Raw genomic sequence first — 20,552 nt, 5'->3', positions numbered from 1 at the left:
AAGTTAATAGTTTATGCGGCCTCGCGCCCGATTGTAATTCCCAATCTGGTCAATCAGATCCATGCGGCCTTGACCAGCTACACTTTTAAGTAGCTTGGCGATATCATTACCTTCGATACTGCCTTCCTCTTCTATTAACTGGCTTCTTGCAATACCAAGGGTGCCGCCATATTCGCCAGCAACGGCAATTCCTGCAACCGCTTCAAACATGGCAGCTCGATAATAAGCCTGCTGACCTGGAGTCAACCTATCTGCAACTTCGTTTACTCTCTGATCTGCCCATACTTCCGAGGCGTCTTTAAAACCGGAATACGACTGGTTTGACGCATACTTTATCGAATCCCAAATACTCATCCCTTTTGCCTGACCCTGTTGTACAAACTCAGCAAACTCTCGGATATGTTGATTGCTAACGGAGCCCACAGCTTCCAGATTCTTCGCTGAGTTGTAAATGCCACCACCCAAATAATCAAACGACGCCTCAGCTACCGAAGGCATTTCATTGGCCGCTGCCGCAATCGATTGTCTAAAGTGCTCTGCTTTGACATTCGCCAATTGCCCAAAGCCTTCTTTTGAAGTTTGTTCACGCTCTGCCAGGTTACGATCATATTGTGCTTCGACACGGGCTTCGCCACCGGCAATTTTCCCCGTTGCCGAACGAATCTGTGCCTGTGCACGCTGATTTAGCGATTCGGTTTCAGTGCGTGGGTCTTTAAGCTGAGCCTGTTCGACGGTAGCCTGAACCTTACCTGTTTCCGGTGCATTGGCTTTCAGGGATTCATTACGGTTGGCATCCAAGGTTTGATCGGCTTGCGGTGCATTAAAGGCATCGCCCAGCAGTTGGTAACCCAAGAGTTGCGCCTGGTGCGTTTGTTGATCATCCAGCGTGCGGTAACTGGGTGACGAAAACCCAGTCAATAACGACATACCAGCGGCGGCATAGGCTTGATCGGCATCGCTGATCCAACCTGCGGCTTTCCACTGCGAGGCCAGTCGTTGGGTATCACCACGCAGCCCATATTGATCGAGGTTTTGGTCCAGACGTTCCATCAAGCCGGGATCGTGCGCGATTTTGTACCCGGTTTCCGCCGCGCCGAAACTCGCTTGAGTCCCGAAGCGTTGTTGGGCCGATAGGGTTTGTTGATAGGATTCGCTGGCGGATACCGCGTCGGTTGCGCTGTTTTGCAACGAGGACAACGATTGATTTTGTAGCCCCATTGAGGCAACGTTTCGGGTGCCGGTTTGTGCATCCAGCGCCAGGCTTTTGGCTAAGCCGGCTTGATAGCCCTGACTGTCGTTGACGGTTTGACTGATGTCGGCGGCGATGGCGTCGGACTTGTCCTGACTGACTTTGAAGTCGTTTTGCAAGCGACCCGAGATCGCACCACTCAATTGGTCGCTACCCAGCTTGGCCCCGGCATTGGCACTGCCGGCCACCAACGCCGAGAACTGATCGGCGGAAATCCCGGTATCGGCATGTTTCTTGGCAAAGGCTTCACCGAACTGACGGTTATAAGCATCGGTATAACTGGAACTGCTGGCAATTTGATTACCCAGCGAACGGCTGTCAAATGCATCGCTGCTGATGCTGGCTGACTTCGAAGCCGTCGACGACACGCTGTGCATGAAGTTACTGGTGGCTTGTTCAGAAGCGCTATAAGCCGACGATACCGCCGTACTCATGTCTTTGCCGGCGGTAAATGTGGGTAGCACTTTGTCGACGCCAGTTTGGGTGACCGCCGACAACGGACTGTATTGATGTTGCGCCTGGGCATTCAAAACCGGCGCCGGGCTGATCACATCGGGCGTGGCGATTTTCTCATTCACGTAATCACCTCCATCCATGCGTCCTAAGAAATGGGTGGCGGTTACCGCTCCACGATAGATCAGCATCAAAGTGATCGCCGGTGTCGACGCCGCCAGCATGCCGCCAATCGACAGCCATTGCTGCAACTCCATGTCCAGCTGGTAAATGCCCATCATCGACGGCAGGTTATAGGTAGCCGTGGTCAGCGCTGCCATTTTGCCGGCGGCCGACATCTGGATGAACAGATTGATCACCGCCAGAATCGGCATCCACAACTGGATCCACAGCAGCATCGAGAAGTAGCTGATATTCATCCGGATACCGACATTGCCCAGCATCACCACGAAGGCCATGATCGGGGCGATTGCATAACTCAAACCTTCGATGAAGGCCATCATGGGCCGAACGATCTTGGCAAACAGGGTTTGCTCGGCCGCCCATTGGGTATTGCGTTGCTGAATGGCTTGTTCGACCATCGCCGCCTTGTTCCAGTGTAAGCCGTCTTCATGCCGGCCGATGACGCCTTTCTCGAACATCGGCATAATGGCCGACATCAGCATGTAATCGGCGGCATCGACTACTCCTGGCCCGGCCAAAGCATCGAAGGCGTCCTGAATTTTCGGTACCGTGTCGGCTGCCGCCGGCACACCAAGGGAGGGCTGTAGTAAACCTTCCAGCGCCGTCGCGAAATTACCGGTGGCTACCACGCTCAAATCGGCCCAGGCATCCGTGCAGGTTTTGGTTTGCGGTTGTCCGCCGACATAGATTTCCGTCATGTAGATGTCGGAATCAAACCTTATCGCATTCAACGGATCGGCATCGCGCAAGATGGCATCCACCGATTTCTGGTTCAGATCGACACCGGTCAAGGTGCATTCACGCACGTAGTTGGCAAACGAGGTTTCCATGTCGCTGCCGGCATTCGGCACGTTGGCCGCGCCTAAATTCACCCGCGACAGCAGATTCTTCCGCACCGCCGTCAAAGTCTGCAAACTGTCCGCAAAACCATTGCCGGTCATCGACGGTGTGCCAAAGCCCTGCTCAAACAAGCGTGTGGTGCGATAGCCCATGTTCGACATCACGCTACCCACTACCGCCGGCCCCAACGGCACATTGTCGACAACCACCACGCTGCCGGTATACGCATCTTCGATCGACACCCGCACCGATGGTGCATACAACATCAACCACAACACATAGGCCAGCAATAAATCCTGATAGCGAATGCCCCTGCCATCCCATTGCAACAGCGCCCGCAGCATGACGATGATGACCCCGATCAAACCACCGACGGCTGCGGCGGTCCGGTAATCGCCAGTCCCGGAGATCATCGCGATGGCATTCAGGACAGCTTGCAAATAGGCGGAATCGCCCACGGAGAAGATTTCAAACATGGGCGACCTGCCTTTTAAACAACGAGGAAGAAAACCATCATGGGGGACGTGGAATGAACGTTTAAGGACTTGGCCAAGCCATCCCGGAAGCCGGCAACTGCGCCACGGTGCCGTAGTGTTTAGGCTTCACGGTATTCATCAATTGCTGGTAAAACGCCATCAAGGTTTGCGGATTACCGTAGCGGCCGGCGATGGTGACGTACTCGTCTTGAATCTGCTCACGGGCATCCTCCTTCAAGGCATCCATCAGCAATTTGGCGTAGGCATGGTCGTTCATGTGCGCGGCGGTTTGTACTGCGGCGAGCAAATCGTTAACAATCAATTGCGCCAGTTCCAAGGCAATCACCGGCGCCGCTTCTTCGGCCCACAGTTTGGCAATACCGGCATCCTCCCTTGCCAGGTTATGAATCATGCCGCCGATGGCATCCGGCACAGTTTGCATGAAGGCTTTTTCGCTGTCGGTGATTTGACCGCTGTTGGTCGAGAATTTGTAAATCAAACCGTTGCCGGAATTGGCCGATCCTAACAAGATCTCCATCACCCGTTGCTTCAAGCCGACCAGATTGACATTCTGGACAATGGGTTTGAGACACTGATCGGCATCGTGGCCATCCGAACAGGTATACAGCCTGACGGTCTGATAGCTGTTGCCGGCGTCATTGCCGTACATCAAATCCTTGATCCGCAACACCGGTGGCGGCGCGCTGATGGCATTGTTCTCGCCTTTGCCGTCGGGCGCGGCTTGCGGCGCATCGACGATCACCGTTCCGGAAATACTCATCGCCGCTTCCAGCAAACTGTTGCCACCAAACCGAAACCAGCCGCCGGCGTTCTGATTGACCAAGGCCCGCCACACCAGATTACCCTGGATGATCTTGGTCATATCCGTCTGGTCGTTCTGTTTGACCTGCTGTACCGGATCGCCCAGGGTGCTGGTATTGGTCCAACTGGAAAAGACATCCGAAATGCCTTGGGTAAACGAGGCATTGGACAAGTTGGTTTTGCTTTGCAGGTCGAAGGCTTTGACGGTATCGTTCACCAAGCCCTGCGCCAACCGGCAGGAGTTGCTGAACATCTGGTTCATCTCCTGGATTTTCTTTTGCAGATCGGTCATCACCGAAGCACACCAGGGACACATCGCTCCGACGGCGAGTTGGAATGCATAGCCTGAGGCATTGGCGGCGACATTGCGCAGCAATTGCACGAACTGGTTGAAGTTGATGAAACTGAAGCTGCCGGCAAACAAATCGATACCGCCACAACCCGCGCTAAATGACGGCGGCACGAACGAGACCAGGTTGGTATTGGTGATGCCATTGCGCGCCACCAGGCTGCCGCCGGTAATCACGCCACGGCGCTGTCCCAAATGGGCGGTTGGGGCCGTGAAATTGGTCATGGTGCCGAACATACTGTCCATTTCCTGTTGCAGGTCGGCATAGGCTGGAAGAGAACTCTCGATCAACAGGATCAATACAACGACCTGGCGATAGCGTAATCGAATCGTAAACGACGTCATGGCGTGCTCCCCAAATGCGCACTGCGTTGCAATGCCTGGATCAGTGACAGTGGATCTCGAGTGACCGCAGGGCTGATGCTACCGGCCGTCGGTAACAACATCGGCGTGTTACGAATGCCCTGGGTGGTTTGGTATTGCGTGGCATCGATCCAGCCGGCTTCCTTGGCCGCCAGCAGAATCCGACCGGTGATTTCTTCCAGCGACAAGGCGCCTTGCGCCAACGGCACGATTTGCTTGGGCGGTTTCATCAGAAAAAGCGCAGGGGTTTGCTCAACCCCCAACATCGCGGCCTGACCGTTATCCCGCTTGAACTGACTAAAAAAGCTATTCGGCATCGGTAGGCCATCCAGCGACACGGGATAGATTTTGAAACCATAAGCGTTTTCCAGCATGGCCAGAATCGGCGCCTGCACATGGCAATAAGGGCAATCGGACCGAAAGAAAAACAAAATACCGGCTTGGGCGGCAATCGCTTTCAAAGCCTGTTCGGCGACCACACTGGCTTGATGATTGGCTTCGTTAGCCGCATAGGTTGCCACGGGTCGGCGCACGGTTTCATCGAGTTGCGGATCAGACATCACCACGTAGCGCGCGGCGTTGGTAAACCGCTCGGCTTTATCCATCATCACCCGCTGTAGGTAATAGAACGCCGCCACATTCTCGGGACTCGGATCGTCGATCGCCTGGTTCAGGTAATGCTCAAGGTTTTGCTTTAACCAGGCTGAAGACATCGGTTGGGGTTCTGCAGAAGTCTGTGCTTGATTTGTGGTTTCAACTTCAGTTTCAACGACGCTGGGCGGTTTGATATCAGGCTTGGGTTTTTCCTGAACGGATTGAATTTCGGGTTGGTTTTGTTTTGCCGGCTCCGGCAACACCTCATACCAAAACCAGCCGCGCTGTTTGTCGGCAAAATAGGAAACCTCGGGCGCGTCGTCTTTACCCATCGCCAGCGAGGCTCTGAGACACAAACTCATGATGATTGGTAAAGAAATGGCGATTCGGTTCATCGCGCCATTGTCCGTCAGATCTTCCCAGCGACTTTTGCAGCTGACGACGAAAACGCCATCAGCTGCAAGATGGTTCAAAAGCTATCGCAGAATCCGACCGTAACGGCAGACGATCGCAAATTCGGCGTCAACTGCAATCGGTACCCCATATCGGTTGCCTAAAATACTGGCGTTATTGCGAACGGGCGATGACCCGTAAATCCCAACAGGAAATCGACTTTCGATTTGCCTACGCTAGTAGGGAAACGAGGCAACGGCAATCGGCCTGAAAGCCGAAGTTATTTCCTAGGTAGGCATGAGTCACGCCGTTTTGCCAAGGCAATGCCTAAATGAGCCATCGAGTAAATGACAGTGAAATGCCTACTGCGGTAGGGATTCAATGTGCATATGGCTATGCAGTAAGGCGCTTTCCAAGGCTCGGAATTAAAAGAAAATCCCGTTAGGCATTGTCCATGTCTATCCCTACAGTTAAGTAATAGGAAAATTCATGTCAAGCGAACAACCTGTCAACAGTCAGCTCAATCTTACTGAACAAGACCTGCTGCATTGGATCGAAACCCGGTGCGATCATCTCCAGGCACAAGCCAAAGTATTGGTCGATGATTATTGGCGCCAAATGAAAAGCCAGCGCCAAAAACACAGCAAAAGCGAATCGGGCCGAATCGGCGTCCGCATCCGCTGCCGGGAAAACCAACGCGGTTTCAGCATTGAGTGGTATCGCATGGCCACGTTACGACAAAACGGTCAAACCAAGCCAATTGCGCAGTACGTTAAGAAAGGCCGCGGCTATCGTTATCCGCTCGGCAACCTGCTGAAGGGGGAACCCGCCTGGGAGACGGAATTAGTCGAAGAACTGGAAACCGAGTTTGCCCATATCCGGCAACAGCTCGATCGATTGGGAAAAATTCGGGATGCTCTGCAGCGTTATTGCAGGGTAATTGAAGCCGAAGCCAATAACAAATTCATCGGTTGATGATTGCAAGATTACGAGCATTGTTCCAATCGGCTTGCTAGAAAGATAGACCCCGATACGGCGATTACCTGTCGGTCGGGATGGCCATTCAATTTCAACGATTAATACATCCTGAAATCCATTCGAATGTCTGGAATTCGGCGAGCAAATTGAAATTATCACTGTGTCATAACGGCCAAAAGCCGTCAGTGGAGAAATGAACAAATCTAATTTTGAACGACAGTTACAACAGCTATAGCGGTCTTTCAAAACCTGACTTATAAATCCTAATCAAATACTCCTTCTGGCGAAACCAAGTCATCAAAATCATTACCTGAAAGATCTCCACAACCATTCAACATATTGTCTGACAACCCCCTCTTCCAATTTAGTAAGCTATCAAGCTTCATATCAAAGGTGACAAACTCAGCGGTGATTACTGGATAGTAGACAAAGACATCCCGTGTTTGACCAATTCGATAGGCTCTATCGGTTGCTTGATCTTCTTTAGCTGGATTCCAGGTACGGGTATAGTGAATAACATGGTTGGCGGCCTGGATATTGACGCCAAAACCAACTGCTAAAGGCGAGAGTATGATGACGCCGAATCCCGGTCGTTCTTGAAAGGTTCGGATCCTTTTTTGTCGACTATTTACGGCTGATGCAGCGGCTGACGTTGTGCCATTGATAATATCGGGCAAAATGCCGAATCGTTGAGCAATGTAAGCTTGAAGTTGACGTTGCAGGTCATGAAACTCAACGAAGACAATGACTTTTTCGTTGCGTTGCTGGATTTCTCCCAAAGCCGATAAAAGCCATTTTAATTTCGGTGACTTGATTTCATGGTCGGATAATGACTCATACAAATCAGCCTTCCTGCCCTGCGGGTAAGGGCTTGAGCACAACTGGCGTAAATACTGTATCAATCCTAAATGATTATTGCCGATTTGGTTGGATTGGTTTACTCGATAGCTTTGAACTGCTTGTGCATATAATTGCCGTTGGTAGTTCGATAAAGGCAAATCCCGACAACTATCGACTTCGATTTTGCTCGGTAAGTCTTTTGCTACCTGTGCCTTGGTTCGACGCAAAGTTTGCGGATCGATTAACGATTGCAACTGGTTAACCCTGGCTTTTTCCTCGTCGGTTTTAGCTTCGATAGGTCGGCGATAACGTGAGCCAAAATCGTTTAAAGCACCCAGCAAGCCCGGCTGAATAAAATCGAATAAGCACCATATGTCCGCTAGCGAATTTTCTACGGGGGTTCCCGTACAAGCAATCTTAAAGCGAACATTTTGCTTTTTGGCTGCGCGAGTAACCAATGCACCTGGATTCTTAATTTTTTGTGCTTCGTCGCAAACCATAATTGACCAAGCCTGAGCAGCCAGCGAGAACTCCAAGTCACGGAGGGTTTCGTAGGTCGTCAGCACAATCTTTGCGTTGCTTATCCAATTAGGCACTAGAAACTTCACCAAGCCTTCCTGAATTAACTGCGGATCAATCTCGGATTTGTCCAGTTTCTTATCGCGTAAGCTTGGCCCATAGAGCATCATCACGGGCAATCTGCGGGGCAGGAAAAACTTTTCGATTTCTTCTTGCCAATTTTCCAGTAACGAAACCGGGGCAACGATCAGCATGGGATCAATGTCTGGCTGGTCTTCTAAGCAGCGAGCCATAAAGGTGAGAATTTGTAGCGTTTTGCCCAATCCCATGTCGTCGGCTAACAGCGCACCGCGGCAATAGTCTGGCGTATATCGCCAAAGATTTTGCAACCAAGCCACACCTTGCAGTTGATGTTGTTTTAGCTGAATTGATTCGCGTAAAGATTTAGGTAATAACGGTTGGGCGTCATTGGGTAATTCAAGCGTTTTCTGTCTGTCTTCACGATAATCAATCCGGTCAATATTGCTTTTCAGTATTAACGATTGTCCGTTTGGCGAAGCGTGGGTGGCTTGAAAAGACCCTTGTAAAACTTCGTTTTCCGCATGATCTATTGCATTCAGCAGGTCTTTCGCTTCAACAATGCTGACTGGACGTTGAACCCCAGGAATATTTACTTGTTCTGAGCCTTCTATTTCAGCTTTATTAATAGCGTCCTGAATAGCATGTCGACCTTGCTGGTCAATTGGAATGCTCTGAGTCGGCGTGGTGCCTTGCTCAGCAACGCTAAATCCAAACTCAACGTTGTCGGGCACCCAGCCCGCCTCATCGGATTTGCGAGCGATATAGGGTGAAACATATTTCTTTTCAACACCAATTCCCTCAATCCGGTCAGAGTAACGACCCAAATCAAAAATATCGGCGTAGGCAAGCCCAACTGAATGTTTAGGCTGCCATTCATTAAAAATCAACTTTAGGTTTTCTAATTGGAATTCTGCATCGCCAAGGATTTCCAATTCGTAACCTTTCCAAAGCAGGCACTGCCGACCTGCTTTAAACTGCTTCTCAAATTGGGCTATAAATTCGCCCAATTGCTGAACATGTTCAAATTGAAAACAGCTGCTGTAATTAGATTCGGAACCGGTGGATTCGATATTTAACGATACTCCGGTTATTTTTCCCGTTTCATCATAGTTTGGATCAATGAAAAATCGCTCAAAATTGATACCCGCTGCTGTCCGCGCTTCCTCAAATTGATTTTCATCAATGACAGCAATGGCATCGTCGCCTAAAGTCGCATACGGATTTCGGATGAATGCTTCAGCCCGCTGACCGGACACATAGCGTCCGGGCCAGCGCCGCAGTTCCTGTAAAACCGAGCGAACCTGCGGCGACACCAAAACTTGCACAATGCCTTGCCCGTCTGGAATATCGTAACGTTCGGGAACCGAACTGTATCTATCAAAAGTTTCTAGCCATTTGCCGGGCGCACCGTCGAAGTCGGGGTCAACTTGTACAGTTTTTGCGCCATTACTCTTCGATTGATGCAAGTGCAGCATGAGTTTTTCAGGCGACAAAACTACGGTCCGCTGTAAAAAATCTGCCATTGATACTTTCGCCGTGCAGGCATATCGCCGGATAAGGCTCCAGGACTGACGATTTCTCTGTGGAGATCGATCTTGGGCGGATAATCCGTAAAACGCTCGTACCTCTTTCACTAGATGCCAAACTGGTTCGCTTAGTAGCCAACTTTGATTTTGAAGGGTGATGATGGCACCTTTTATTGTTGGCGCAGTGATTAACTTATGGCCCCGGCCATCCCACCAATCGCCGAAGGTAATGCGAAAGTCGTTATCCTCTAACGAGCCTTGACTAGACAAACTAGGTTTGTAAGCCGTTAATGCAGGTAGTTTTAGCAACTTTAATAAATCACCAGCATGGCCTTCTTCACTGGCTAAGTAGCGGTATAAGTCTTCCCAAGCCAGAAACAAATTGTTGTCTTTAGGTATTATGAAACCTAACTCCTCCAATTGGTTTAACAAGCTGAGGGTTGCAGAATCGTGTCCTAAAATCACCCATTGATTCTGCCAGTCGTCAAGACTAGGCTCGACGGTGTAAAAAACCCCTTCATGCGTGTACCGAGAAATAACCTGATGGGATAACGTCGATACACTTTCTAATGTGCGTTGAGTTCCAAACGGCCAAAATTTAGACAATCCACTCACGCAAGCCACCAACCTTTATTTTGTTGATACTGAAAACCTGTTTTTCTCAGTGCGTCGGCTATCGTTGCCTGTTTATCAGAAGTGCGAACCCAAACTGCACCGCCAAGGTTCCTATGATCATCAAAATGGAGATTGTGCATAGCACAAAACTCTCGGAGCTTATCGAGGTCAATCGGTTTCAATTGGTGGTTACTGCGCGATGATTCCTCCGTTAATTTTCTATTTTGTGAAGGACTAAAAGAGGGTGATATTCGCTTGGAAGCAGAGAATGGGTCTTGATGAGCATGATTTTCCATAGGGGCGGCATTTGCATATTTAAGTAGCGATTTTGCAAATTCTTGTTGCCAACCATCGAAATGCGATAGCTTGCCTTGCCAGCCTGGATGTCGTGTGTTTTTTAGACCTGATTGCGTTCCCGCTACCGAAGTTTGTCCTGTAGCAAAAGGCAGGTTATTGAAGCTAAATACATGACAGGCATTATTTTGTTTACCAAACTCGATGAAAACGAAGTTGCCAATTTTCATCAGGAAAGCATTATCGTAATTTTGATTACTGCCTTCCAATCGCATGCAATGCCCTTCCATTTGTTTCCGAATTCGTTTGTAATCGGTCTGCTGGTTATAAAAGCTGAAGTTCCCCAATGCCAACCAAAAATCTTCAATTGCTTCAGCATACTGCAACCAAAACTCCATGCGCTGAGTATCGGCCTGACGATCAGCCTGTAACAGCTCAAAAAAGTCCTTAATATGCTGCTTGGTCAACCACAGCTTGACCATGTTAGTAGCCGTCTCACCAATCTGGGCGTGCCACATTGGTTTATTGGCTTCCAGCCAAGGGCTTTTCCATTCCCGTAAAGCCGTATCCCGCAAACCGTGGTGTTCGGGGCGATTAACACACGCTTCATAACGTCTTAGCAGCAAGGCTAAGCCTTTGGTGATCAACAAGGTATGCTTATCCAAAAGCTGAATTAACGGTGCAATCTGCTGCACAAATTCAGGGTCTTTCAAATCGGTTGATGCTTGAACGTGAGCTATAACCAGTTCATCCATTACCCAGGTGTCGTCATCAACACCCAGGCGATTTTTCAATTCATCAACGATCTTCAAATCGCCGGCTAGCAACGCCTTGGCATAAGGCTTACAAGGCGCATCCGCTAAAAGATTTTTATGTTGGTACAGTGCTTGCGCCCAATCCATAACGGGTTTCTGTTTTGCGAGGGCTTGACAATGTTGGGCCAATAAATCACGAAGTATCAACCAGTTTTTGCCACCAGTGACTAGCTCAGTAGCATAGCAACGATAATTGAAATAGCTTTTTAGCAAGCCTTGATAACAACGGCGAAATTTGCGGGGTTCCTGTTGAAGATGCTCGACTGTTTTAAGCAAGTCTGTAAAAAGCACATCATGTTCAATCAATCTTGTCGATTCAGCACCATAGGGCGAAGATACTCCGAAACAAATGTATTTGATGTCACGAAAAGTGTTTAATTGCCCGGTATTTAGATAGGCAAGCACGGCAGACTCAATGCCGTGTGGGTCAGCAGGGACTGTGGCAATATCACCAAATTCACGCCGCAATGCCTGAGTACTCAGGGCCATTTCATGACTTAAATCAGGGAATGGCGACTGGAATGCCTCATGATTAATTTGCCGGAGTCGTTCGCGAAATGAATGGATCGGATTCATGACCCGGTTAACATGGAAACTGTTCGGTGTATTCGTTCATAGAATCATAACTGACGGTTTTCTGATTACTTAGGCGTTTCACAAGTGGGCATCAAATTAAGCCGTTGGGCCCGACGTGCAAATTTACGATCATCAAATGTCACAAACGTATTGCACTGTTTTGATGCCGCCAAATGCAAAGCATCTGCAAACTCAAGCCCGGCCCGGCACCAAGTAATCGCAGATTGTAACGAGGCGTCGTCTTCAATGATGACATTTGGCAAGCCTTGCAAATGTTCAAAAACAGCCATCACTTGCTCGGCTGGAAAGCGAAACTTTTCAGCCTGTGATAACACCCAGAAAAACTCGAGTAATACTGTTTTGGTCACGAATAATTGGGGTTCATCTCTGAATAATGCTAATGCTAGCGCGGATTGCAAAACATCATCCTGCGCGTAGTATCTAACCAAAATATTGGTATCGACCGACTTCACAGTGATTGCACCGCACCTTTAGCTATCGCATCCTCCATTTCCTCCAGACTGACCGTCGGCCCGGAATAGCCCAGGATTTTGGGGCCGTCTTCAACCCGTGAAGGCGGGTTGGTTTTCACCGGTCGCATGACGATGGCGTCGCCTTGGCGCTCAAAGATCAACTCGACACCGGGCTTTAAACCCAGGGCATGAATAAGATTGTCTGGAATATGGACGTCGCCGTGACTGGATAAGGTTGGCATATCGGCTATTCTCGAAAAAATTGAACTAAATGGATTCTCGCGTTTTCAGCTATAAAGCGCAAACACCAAAATTTTCATCACTGTTCGATGTAACACGAGCAGATTCCTTGATACCCCGAAATTCCAGTCGCAATTCAATTCGACGGCTTTCTTCCAGAGTCTCTTTTTGCGAGTTGGATGAATAGCCGCCGACCAAAAATAATTGGCGGATATCTTCATGTTGTTGACGCGACAGTTCAGCTTCACCGGCATCCTGCTTTGCCAATAATACACATAGTACACGCTGACTACGCTGCATACTGAGGTTAAGATTAAGTAAGTAACTACCACGTTTGTCAGCAAAGCCTTCCACGACGATACGTTTTAACCAAGCTTTACCCAGTTCGCTGTTGGCAACGCCCAGCACATGTGGAATAAAAGCACGTAATAATCGAGCCTGATCGGGTTTGAGTTGGTGGCTCCCGGTATCAAAGCGAGCGCGGTCGCCAAAATCGACGACTTGTCGGTCACGGTTGACGTGGATACCGGTAAATTGTGGGTCGTTTTGCGCGGCGAATTCGATTTGATCCAGCAGCTTGTCGATAGCGTCTCGGCGAGCATCGGTCGCCCGTTGTTCTTCGGAAACGGTTTTAGTCACCGCCAGCAATGCCACACTCATCACCAACAGAAACATCACCATTAATGCCGTCATTAAATCGGCGAATGAAATCCAGAACGGCTTTTCTGCTTCGTCTTTGAGCTTCTTGCCAGAGCTAATTCGCGCACTAAACATGATCTATCTCCTTGCCGGGATAGTCTCAACCACATCACCCAATTCAGCAATTGCCGATTTTAGAATATCAACAGCGTCCTTCAGCTGTTTTTGATAATCGGTATTGCTGGATTTTATCGCTTTCGTCAGATTACCCGTGAAAACTTCATGGGCATTTGCCAATTCTTCGCAGATTTCTTTAAAAATACCATCCACCGACGATTGCGCCTGTTGCAGATGGTCGGCTGATAGCTTGATTTGATTAACTAAACCTTGCGATACACTGGCATCCAGTTTGGCAATTTCTACCGTGGACTTAAGTGCGGCCACCATTTCAGACAGCGTTTTACCCGCTTTGTCATAGTCAGTTAGTGCATTCTGTACGGTAATTGCAGTGCTATTCAATGCTACAGAAGTTGTGGCAATTTTGTCACTGACACTACTCGTCTGTTGCATAACCCCTGCAACACTGTCACCCGCTTTGGCAAAGTTTTCGGCAGACAGTGCCAAGGTTCCTGCACTTGCTTCCATACGCTGGGTATTGTCTTTGGTGACATCGCGCATGGTTGCAACAGCCGCTTGCATTGATGAAACAACATTATCGGTTTGACCGAGCATGGTCTGAACTTGTTCGGTCAATTGCTCGATCAGGTGTGCGCTTTGTTCGGACATGTTTTGTTGTATGGCTGAAGCGCTTTGAAGCAGCTTATTTTGTTGTTCTTGATGATTTGCGGCTGCTGAGTGCGCTTGGTTTTGCAGTTGCTCTGTAATAGCTGAAACCTGTTCACCCAGCAATGACAGCGTGTTTTGTATTTGGGTGCTGGTTTCCGATTGTGATGACTGCATCATGTCACGCAATTGGGTGACAAACTCGGTCATGGTTGTATTCAGCGCCAACTGCCGGGATTCCATGCTTTCCAGGGCAACGCTTAATCGCTCGCTCATGGCATCAGCGGCATTTTTTCCTGCATCATCCAGATTGTTCGCCAGTTGATCGAATCGAGCAACGGTAGACTGCATGGCGGAAGTCGTCTGCTGTAATAGCTGGTTAATCGCACCCATTTGCCCACCAAACGAATCTTCAAGTTTTGCAGAAAACGTCACCAGGGCTTCATTCAATGCTTTAGTCACGACTTGGCCGTTGGTGTCGGTAGTCGTGTTAACAGCTGCGGCGATTTTTTGCAGTGGATCGCTCAAGCTATCTGTGATGGCGTTGGCGATTCTGTCACCGCTTTGTTCGGTTGTTTGAACTTGAGCATGAGAGCTGGCCGCGAAACTGGCCGCTATAGAGTCTGTTTGCTGTTTAATCATTTCAGCAAGCATTTCTTTAAGATCAGTTACCAAGGCATCTTTTAACTGTGCAGTTTGCGTGGCACTGCTTTCACCGGCGTTAACAAGTCTTGCTAGATATTCTTCGCCAGCACCGCCCTCGAAAAGTTTATCGAGTTCCTGGCATAATTCTTCAACCTGCTTGATTCGGCCACTGATGCATAATTTTTCGAGGAGCGTTGTTAACATTGCTAAGCCTATGGCTATCGCAGACATATAAAAAGCTTCCCGGACCCCAAGAATCAGGTGATCAAGGCTCAGTCGTACTTTTTCTGGATCGCTACTTACCGAGAAATTTGATAGTCCCCTTAGTAGTCCGATAAAGGTGCCGAGAATACCAATGCCAGTCAAAATGCCTGGCTGGTGCTTGAAATATTCTGTTTTGAGCTCAACACCGATCAGTGTCTCAACATTGAAAATAGACTCTGCCGGAACGGTAGATCGCCAGCGAACAACACGTTCCTGACCAAATTCGTCAGGGGCGGTCTGTGGATGCAATGATTCCTCGAACTCCGACCAGCAATATGCGAGCTTGGAAGAAGTCATGATGTCTTTACCAATCAACTCTACGTTGATTGCTTGTCCGTCCCCTTTAATGTCTTTCAGTTTCGATATTGCCCGTTGTAGTTCTCGACTTAAGCGAAATGACGGCAACAAAAATTTGATGATAAAAAATACGATCAATCCAAAGATGATGGACCCCAAAACCCATAAATGCCAGTAGGTTCTGAGGTTCTCTTCGGTGATATAGTCCATTGCAATTCCTTTTATTTAACGATTAGCTGAGTTACTTATATGGTTTTAGAACGGGTTTTATTAATCATCATCTAGCACCATTGAAGGGTTAACCACCTGATCGACACCAATTTCCAAGGTTTCTACACCTCTTAGCTTACGCTCCATGGCTTTAGTACGGGTTGTTTGTAGTGTTTCCAGGGTATTAGAAGCTGAGTTGATATGTTTATGTACCGCTGCTAATTGCTCGGAATATTTGACAAATTCGGTTTTGACCTCGGCTAAGACCTTCCAAACTTCGCTGCTGCGTTTTTGCACCGCCAAAGTTCTAAAACCCATGTTCAAGCTGTTTAACAGGGCTGATAACGTAGTAGGGCCAGTGATGGTAATTCGGTAGGCGCGTTGTAAGCGGTCGAACATCTCCGGGTGGCGCAACACTTCCGCATAAAGGCTTTCCACCGGCAAAAACATGATGGCAAAATCAGTGGTATGAGGTGGGTCTATGTATTTACTACTGATGTCTTTGGCGAAACTTTCCACCACTTTTAAAAGTTGTTTTTGGGCAATGTCAATTGCTGTGATGTTGCCTTCTTCCCAAGCGGCTAATAGGGCTTGATAGGTTTCCAACGGGAATTTGGAATCAATCGGCAACCAAACGGTTTTTTCGTCGGATTTGCCGGGTAGTTTAATGGCGAATTCCACATTCTCCCGGCTACCTTGTTTGGTTGCCACATTAACGGCGTATTGGTCAGGCGAGAGGATTTGCTCGAGGATATTGCCCAGTTGATATTCACCGAGAATACCTCGGGTTTTGACATTGGACAGCACCTTTTTCAAGTCGCCAACCCCAACCGCCAATGTTTGCATTTCGCCCAAACCTTTATGGACTTGTTCTAGGCGGTCGCTGACCTGTTTGAACGATTCACCAAGGCGTTTTTCCAGAGTGTCGTGCAATTTTTCATCGACGGTTTTGCGCATTTCATTCAATTGCAGAGTGTTATCTTCACGGATAGCTTTTAACTGATTTTCGATGGTCTGTTTGACTTCGAGAATGCTATTTTTGGCTTGTAAGTTTGCATCGGCCTGCTGTTTGCCCAAGTCCGAAAATTTGCTGCGAAGTTGTTCTCCAAAATCCTTGATGCCTTCAGAAAACTTGCCTTCAAACGATTTCAACCCGCTGTTGAGTTCGTCACGGTTGACTTTGGCATCGGCTTTGATCGTTGTTTCAAAAGCGGTGAAACGTTCAAGGGTCTTATCGCGAAATTCGTCCTGTTTTTGATTCAGTGCATTGCTGGTGGTTCGTAATTGATCGTTGAACGCCTTGATACCATCAGAAAACTTACCCTCAAACGATTTAAGCCCACTGTTGAGTTCGTCACGATTGACCTTGGCATCGGTTTTGATGGTTGTTTCAAAAGCGGTGAATCGTCCTAGGGTCTTGTCGCGAAATTCGTCCTGTTTCTTGTTCAAGGCCTCGCTGGTAATATGAAAGGACTCGGAAACACTTTTCTGGAATTCGTTGGAATGACTAATCAGTTTTTCCGACAAATCGTTAAACGCTGTTTTGAATGATTGTAGCTGTTGGGTTTGAATTGAATTGTTTTCGGAAATCCGCCTAAGCAAAGTATCTTGCAAAGTTTTGAAATTGTCCTGAGTCTCACGGCGGTTATCTGCGCTGACTTCGCGAAGTTCCCGGCGGGACTCAGAAAAACCTTGGCCGATGCTGCTTTCCGCGTTTTGTAACAAACGGGTAAATTCCGGGATAGCAGTATCCGAGTGACTTTTAAGTAAGCGATTGACTTTGATTAGTAACAAAATCAGCAGGATTAAGATTGCTGATAAAAGTAGGACGCCAATAAAAAAGGGTGTTTGAATTAATTCGGTCATATTTAGAGTGTCAAGGTTGTAACTCAACGATAAACTTGAGTTTTTAACGCTAGATTCTACGTTGCCGGGCCATTTAAACCAACTCAAAAAAGATCACTAACTAAATATTTCTTCGCAGTCAGAATGACCGCTATAGGTCAGGGACCAGCCAAAGAGGTTGAAAGCAGCGAGTGGCAGCTAGGGGTCGGTTGGACTCAGTGACGAACGACCGCTTTCAGGAGTCGGAACTCAATGACAGCTTTCCGGCGATGAATCTGAAGAGCGGACAGTCGCCGAGCGACCCAAAAGCGACATTTGAAGCCTTGCGCTCAATGTCGGCAGGGATTCAATGAGCTGACATTCAACGTTCAAATTCACTTGGCAGCGGAAGCCTGCGAAGCAGGCTGTAGCCGGTCGGGTGGAATGCAGCGTTAGGCGTTGGTGTTCGCATAGAACGTGACCAAGTTTCCGTCGGGGTCAAGGATGGCGAACTCCCTCGTTCCCCATGGCTTGATTTGCAACGGGGCATTCGGGTGCACTACGGCTTGGCTCGCGCATTGAGCGTGCAACCCTTCGATTGCTTGGACTTCCACCCTGCAACCTGTTGCTTCCGCAATGTGCCGATCTGTGCAAGCCCAAAAGTGAATTTCGACTGGGCCATTGGAAACAATGCCGTATTCACCTTGGGCTACGTGTACTTTGGTGAAGCCAAGCTTGGACGCGAAGAACTCGACACTTCGCTCGATATCAAGCGATGCGAGAACAGGCGTTGCAGAAATGAATTTAGTAGGTGTGCTCATGCGGGAGTCTCGACGCCCAAGTTATTAAGCTGTTAACAGCATATCTACCACGAAACTTGTGTAGCCACAATAAATCTGTGAACTATAAGAAATTTTCGCTTCCGAATATCATCCAACCTGCGCTAAAAAATCGCTTAATGTCGATATTCGCACCATCCAGGAGTTGCTCGGTCACAGCGATTTGAAAACGACGATGATTTACACCCATAACATGCTGAACCGGACGCTTAAAGAAGCGAAAAGCCCGTTGGATTTTTAAGCCAATCAAAATCATTGGCAGCAATGAGCCAGTTTGCAGTCAGTGGTCAATGAGTGTTCTGTGGCGGCAATCTGGCCGCTTGGTTGAGGTCGCCAACGACTGCTTTGCGGTCCGTCAGTTCGTAAAATCTGGATTTGCCTGACTGGCCGGTTTGGAGAAACGCGACCGTCAAGTTTGGGTCGTTCTGATACGGTCGCCAAGGACCGCTTTGTAGCCATCCAGTTCGCAGAATCTGGATTTGAGTGACTGGCCGGTTTGGAGAAACGCGACTGACCGCAAGGGGTCGTCACAAGACGACCAAGGGCGTTCCAAATAAGCCCAGTGACAAACTCCTCACTAGCATTCGTTTCAAAAAAGAAATCCTTGCTATCACCAGTCCCTATATATAGATTAAAAAAAGATTATATATAGATTAGCACCCTCAAATTTCAGCGCAAGAGAATTGCTGAAGCCCACGAATAGCATGGCCTGCGGCGATTTCACAACTTGCTCGAAGCGTCGGTCTAATGCCGTGTCAAACGTCGGCCTAATGCCGTGCTTTTTGTCGGTCTAATGCCGTGCCCGTCGGTCTAATGCCGTTACCTTGTCGGTCGAATGCCGTGCCTCCGTCGGTCTAATGCCGTATCCGCGTCGGCCTAATGCCGTATTGAGCGGCTTCGACCGACCCAAAATAGCGTCGGTCTAATGCCGTGCTTTTTTAGAGTTGCTGGTCGCCCAGAAAACGTTGTTGACTGGGCGTCGGTTGGCGTTTGATTTTCACCATATCATCAGAAAATTCAAAGCTAGCCAAAGTGCCAATACTCACCAAGGCCTCCAGCGCTTTACCCAACCGATATTTGAAATCGCGCAGGGTTTTCGAACCACTGCCGCTCAGTCGGTGAATGGTGGTAATTTTCATCGGGAACGGAGCGGCATGGGATGACAAAAAACCGTGTAACCATAATGCCAAGGGTTGTTTGCGCAATTTCTGCCGCTGTTCGAATTCAATGTAGGTGTAGCCCTCTTCGAACAGGCGCAGCATGGATTCGGTCAATTCCACTACGTAGCGCTGCGTCCGTTCATCACGGTAATAGCGCAAGAAGCCTTTTTCACCGAAGGCATCCCGGCCGTGAAAGGTGATTTCGACAAAAGCGCCGCCCAACCGGGCCATCGATTCTTTCAACCATTCATGTTGGCTTTTGCCGCTACCACGCCCCAATGCCGTCAACAGGGCATGGGCACTGAAGGTCACGCTAAAACCCGGTAATTGCTGCCGAGACAAGTGCACGATCTGCATCCAGACATCGAGATCGGATTGGTTGAGTTGTATGCCGAGGTAGCGAACCTCAATGCCATCGACCGCAGCCAACAATGTTCGTTTTTTGTAGGCAATGCGCTCCTTGCCTTGGATGCCGGCGAACAATGCGCTCCGTAAGCAAGCATTGGGCGTACCGCGTATCACCGACGGCCAATTGGGCAGTGAAGTCATGGGTTCGACGACCCGCAATTTGGCCTTTTTCCGCTCCGTCAGAGATTGAAAACGTTCGGTGAGATTATCGAGCGAATGGTTGGTGGTATTTCTGTCCATGACGACCACCTCACTTCTTCAAGCTGCCTGGATGACAACCATGACTCAAAACGTCGTGCGGAATCGGCATGGTTTTGACTAACGCCCGCTCCTCCGATGTCATATCGAGCTGATGATGACAATATTTTCGCCAAGCACGTTCAGTGACCAGTGTATCGTCATCCTGGCGATCGGGAATGTGCGACGCGCTGACATCGAGAACGCGATCCGATGAGTCGTCGCTTGCCACGTAAACGCCAAGCGGCTGATCGACTTGCCTGACAACGTGTTCAATCGATGCAGACCGTAATACCGAACCACCCAATCCTCCTGTCTGCCAAGCGTTATCCAGGCGCCAGGGTTGTTCGGGTTGAATCGGCACAATCGATTCGATGATAGTCTCGCTCACGGCGGCATCGGGCCGATTCAGCGAAGTACAGGCCGTGCCGCACAGTACGGACACAAGACAATGGATTGCGAGCGATTTGGATTTCATGAGAGCTCCAGGGGTAATTAAAGGGAGCTCGTTACACTAAACACTCTTTTGCCAGGCCTGCTTGCAGCTGACGTCGAATTCGTCGTCAG

15 protein-coding genes are annotated in these 20,552 nt (G+C 48.9%); 2 read left to right on the top strand and 13 right to left on the bottom strand.

Translation table 11 applies throughout. The annotated features are described in order from the left end of the window. Window positions 1-3: 3 nt before the first annotated feature. The 3 genes from METH11B_RS0102130 to METH11B_RS0102120 form a co-directional block, all read right to left on the bottom strand. Complete coding sequence (locus METH11B_RS0102130; protein ID WP_026600570.1) at window positions 4-3,201, bottom strand: conjugal transfer protein TraG N-terminal domain-containing protein; 3,198 nt, start codon at window positions 3,199-3,201, stop codon at window positions 4-6. Window positions 3,202-3,262: 61 nt separating this feature from the next. Beyond that, window positions 3,263-4,717: a conjugal transfer protein TraH gene (locus METH11B_RS0102125; protein WP_026600569.1), complete on the bottom strand. Its 1,455-nt coding sequence runs from the start codon at window positions 4,715-4,717 to the stop codon at window positions 3,263-3,265. Continuing rightward, window positions 4,714-5,724, bottom strand: a complete 1,011-nt coding sequence (locus METH11B_RS0102120; protein ID WP_036276678.1) for a conjugal transfer protein TraF — start codon at window positions 5,722-5,724, stop codon at window positions 4,714-4,716. The genes METH11B_RS0102125 and METH11B_RS0102120 overlap by 4 nt, the downstream gene beginning before the upstream one ends. 487 nt (window positions 5,725-6,211) lie before the next feature. Between METH11B_RS0102120 and mobI the strand changes: the two genes are divergently transcribed. Further along, window positions 6,212-6,697, top strand: coding sequence for a conjugative transfer protein MobI(A/C) (gene mobI / locus METH11B_RS0102115; protein WP_026600567.1), 486 nt, complete (start codon window positions 6,212-6,214; stop codon window positions 6,695-6,697). A gap of 266 nt (window positions 6,698-6,963) precedes the next feature. Here the strand turns inward: mobI and METH11B_RS0102110 are convergent, their stop codons facing one another. The 8 genes from METH11B_RS0102110 to METH11B_RS0102075 all read right to left on the bottom strand — a co-directional run bounded on the left by METH11B_RS0102110 (window position 6,964) and on the right by METH11B_RS0102075 (window position 18,162). Then, a complete protein-coding gene (locus METH11B_RS0102110; protein WP_155931061.1) occupies window positions 6,964-10,281 on the bottom strand; it encodes a DEAD/DEAH box helicase in 3,318 nt (1,105 codons plus the stop codon). Beyond that, the gene (locus tag METH11B_RS0102105) at window positions 10,278-11,966 is read right to left on the bottom strand and encodes an EH signature domain-containing protein (protein WP_081733732.1); all 1,689 of its coding nucleotides are present in this window, start codon (window positions 11,964-11,966) and stop codon (window positions 10,278-10,280) included. Before METH11B_RS0102105 ends, METH11B_RS0102110 begins: the two co-directional genes overlap by 4 nt. Before the next feature lie 65 nt (window positions 11,967-12,031). Beyond that, window positions 12,032-12,439, bottom strand: a complete 408-nt coding sequence (locus tag METH11B_RS0102100; RefSeq protein ID WP_026600564.1) for a type II toxin-antitoxin system VapC family toxin — start codon at window positions 12,437-12,439, stop codon at window positions 12,032-12,034. Continuing rightward, complete coding sequence (locus METH11B_RS0102095; protein WP_026600563.1) at window positions 12,436-12,681, bottom strand: AbrB/MazE/SpoVT family DNA-binding domain-containing protein; 246 nt, start codon at window positions 12,679-12,681, stop codon at window positions 12,436-12,438. The genes METH11B_RS0102100 and METH11B_RS0102095 overlap by 4 nt, the downstream gene beginning before the upstream one ends. Before the next feature lie 49 nt (window positions 12,682-12,730). Next, entirely contained in the window at window positions 12,731-13,453 is a 723-nt protein-coding gene (locus tag METH11B_RS0102090) for an OmpA/MotB family protein (protein WP_026600562.1), read from the bottom strand. A gap of 3 nt (window positions 13,454-13,456) precedes the next feature. Continuing rightward, complete coding sequence (zorA, locus tag METH11B_RS0102085; RefSeq protein WP_026600561.1) at window positions 13,457-15,517, bottom strand: anti-phage ZorAB system protein ZorA; 2,061 nt, start codon at window positions 15,515-15,517, stop codon at window positions 13,457-13,459. A gap of 60 nt (window positions 15,518-15,577) precedes the next feature. Further along, the gene (locus METH11B_RS0102080) at window positions 15,578-17,383 is read right to left on the bottom strand and encodes a DNA recombination protein RmuC (protein ID WP_026600560.1); all 1,806 of its coding nucleotides are present in this window, start codon (window positions 17,381-17,383) and stop codon (window positions 15,578-15,580) included. Between the two features lie 410 nt (window positions 17,384-17,793). After that, on the bottom strand, window positions 17,794-18,162 hold the full coding sequence (locus tag METH11B_RS0102075) for a bleomycin resistance protein (RefSeq protein ID WP_026600559.1): 369 nt from the start codon (window positions 18,160-18,162) through the stop codon (window positions 17,794-17,796). A gap of 91 nt (window positions 18,163-18,253) precedes the next feature. Between METH11B_RS0102075 and METH11B_RS29675 the strand changes: the two genes are divergently transcribed. Next, window positions 18,254-18,421 carry a tyrosine-type recombinase/integrase gene (locus tag METH11B_RS29675; protein WP_081733730.1) on the top strand — a complete coding sequence of 56 codons (168 nt, stop codon included), beginning with the start codon at window positions 18,254-18,256 and terminating at the stop codon, window positions 18,419-18,421. Between the two features lie 697 nt (window positions 18,422-19,118). On the opposite strand, the gene trfA is transcribed toward METH11B_RS29675, so the two are convergent. Then, complete coding sequence (trfA, locus tag METH11B_RS0102065) at window positions 19,119-19,988, bottom strand: plasmid replication initiator TrfA (RefSeq protein WP_026600557.1); 870 nt, start codon at window positions 19,986-19,988, stop codon at window positions 19,119-19,121. Between the two features lie 10 nt (window positions 19,989-19,998). Next, a complete protein-coding gene (locus METH11B_RS0102060) occupies window positions 19,999-20,463 on the bottom strand; it encodes a hypothetical protein (RefSeq protein ID WP_026600556.1) in 465 nt (154 codons plus the stop codon). Window positions 20,464-20,552: the final 89 nt, after the last annotated feature.

Source organism: Methylomonas sp. 11b (assembly GCF_000515215.1).
In the GTDB taxonomy this organism is placed as follows: Bacteria; Pseudomonadota; Gammaproteobacteria; order Methylococcales; family Methylomonadaceae; genus Methylomonas.
The sequence above is the reverse complement of the archived record's forward strand: the minus strand, read 5'-3'. Positions and strand labels throughout refer to the sequence as shown.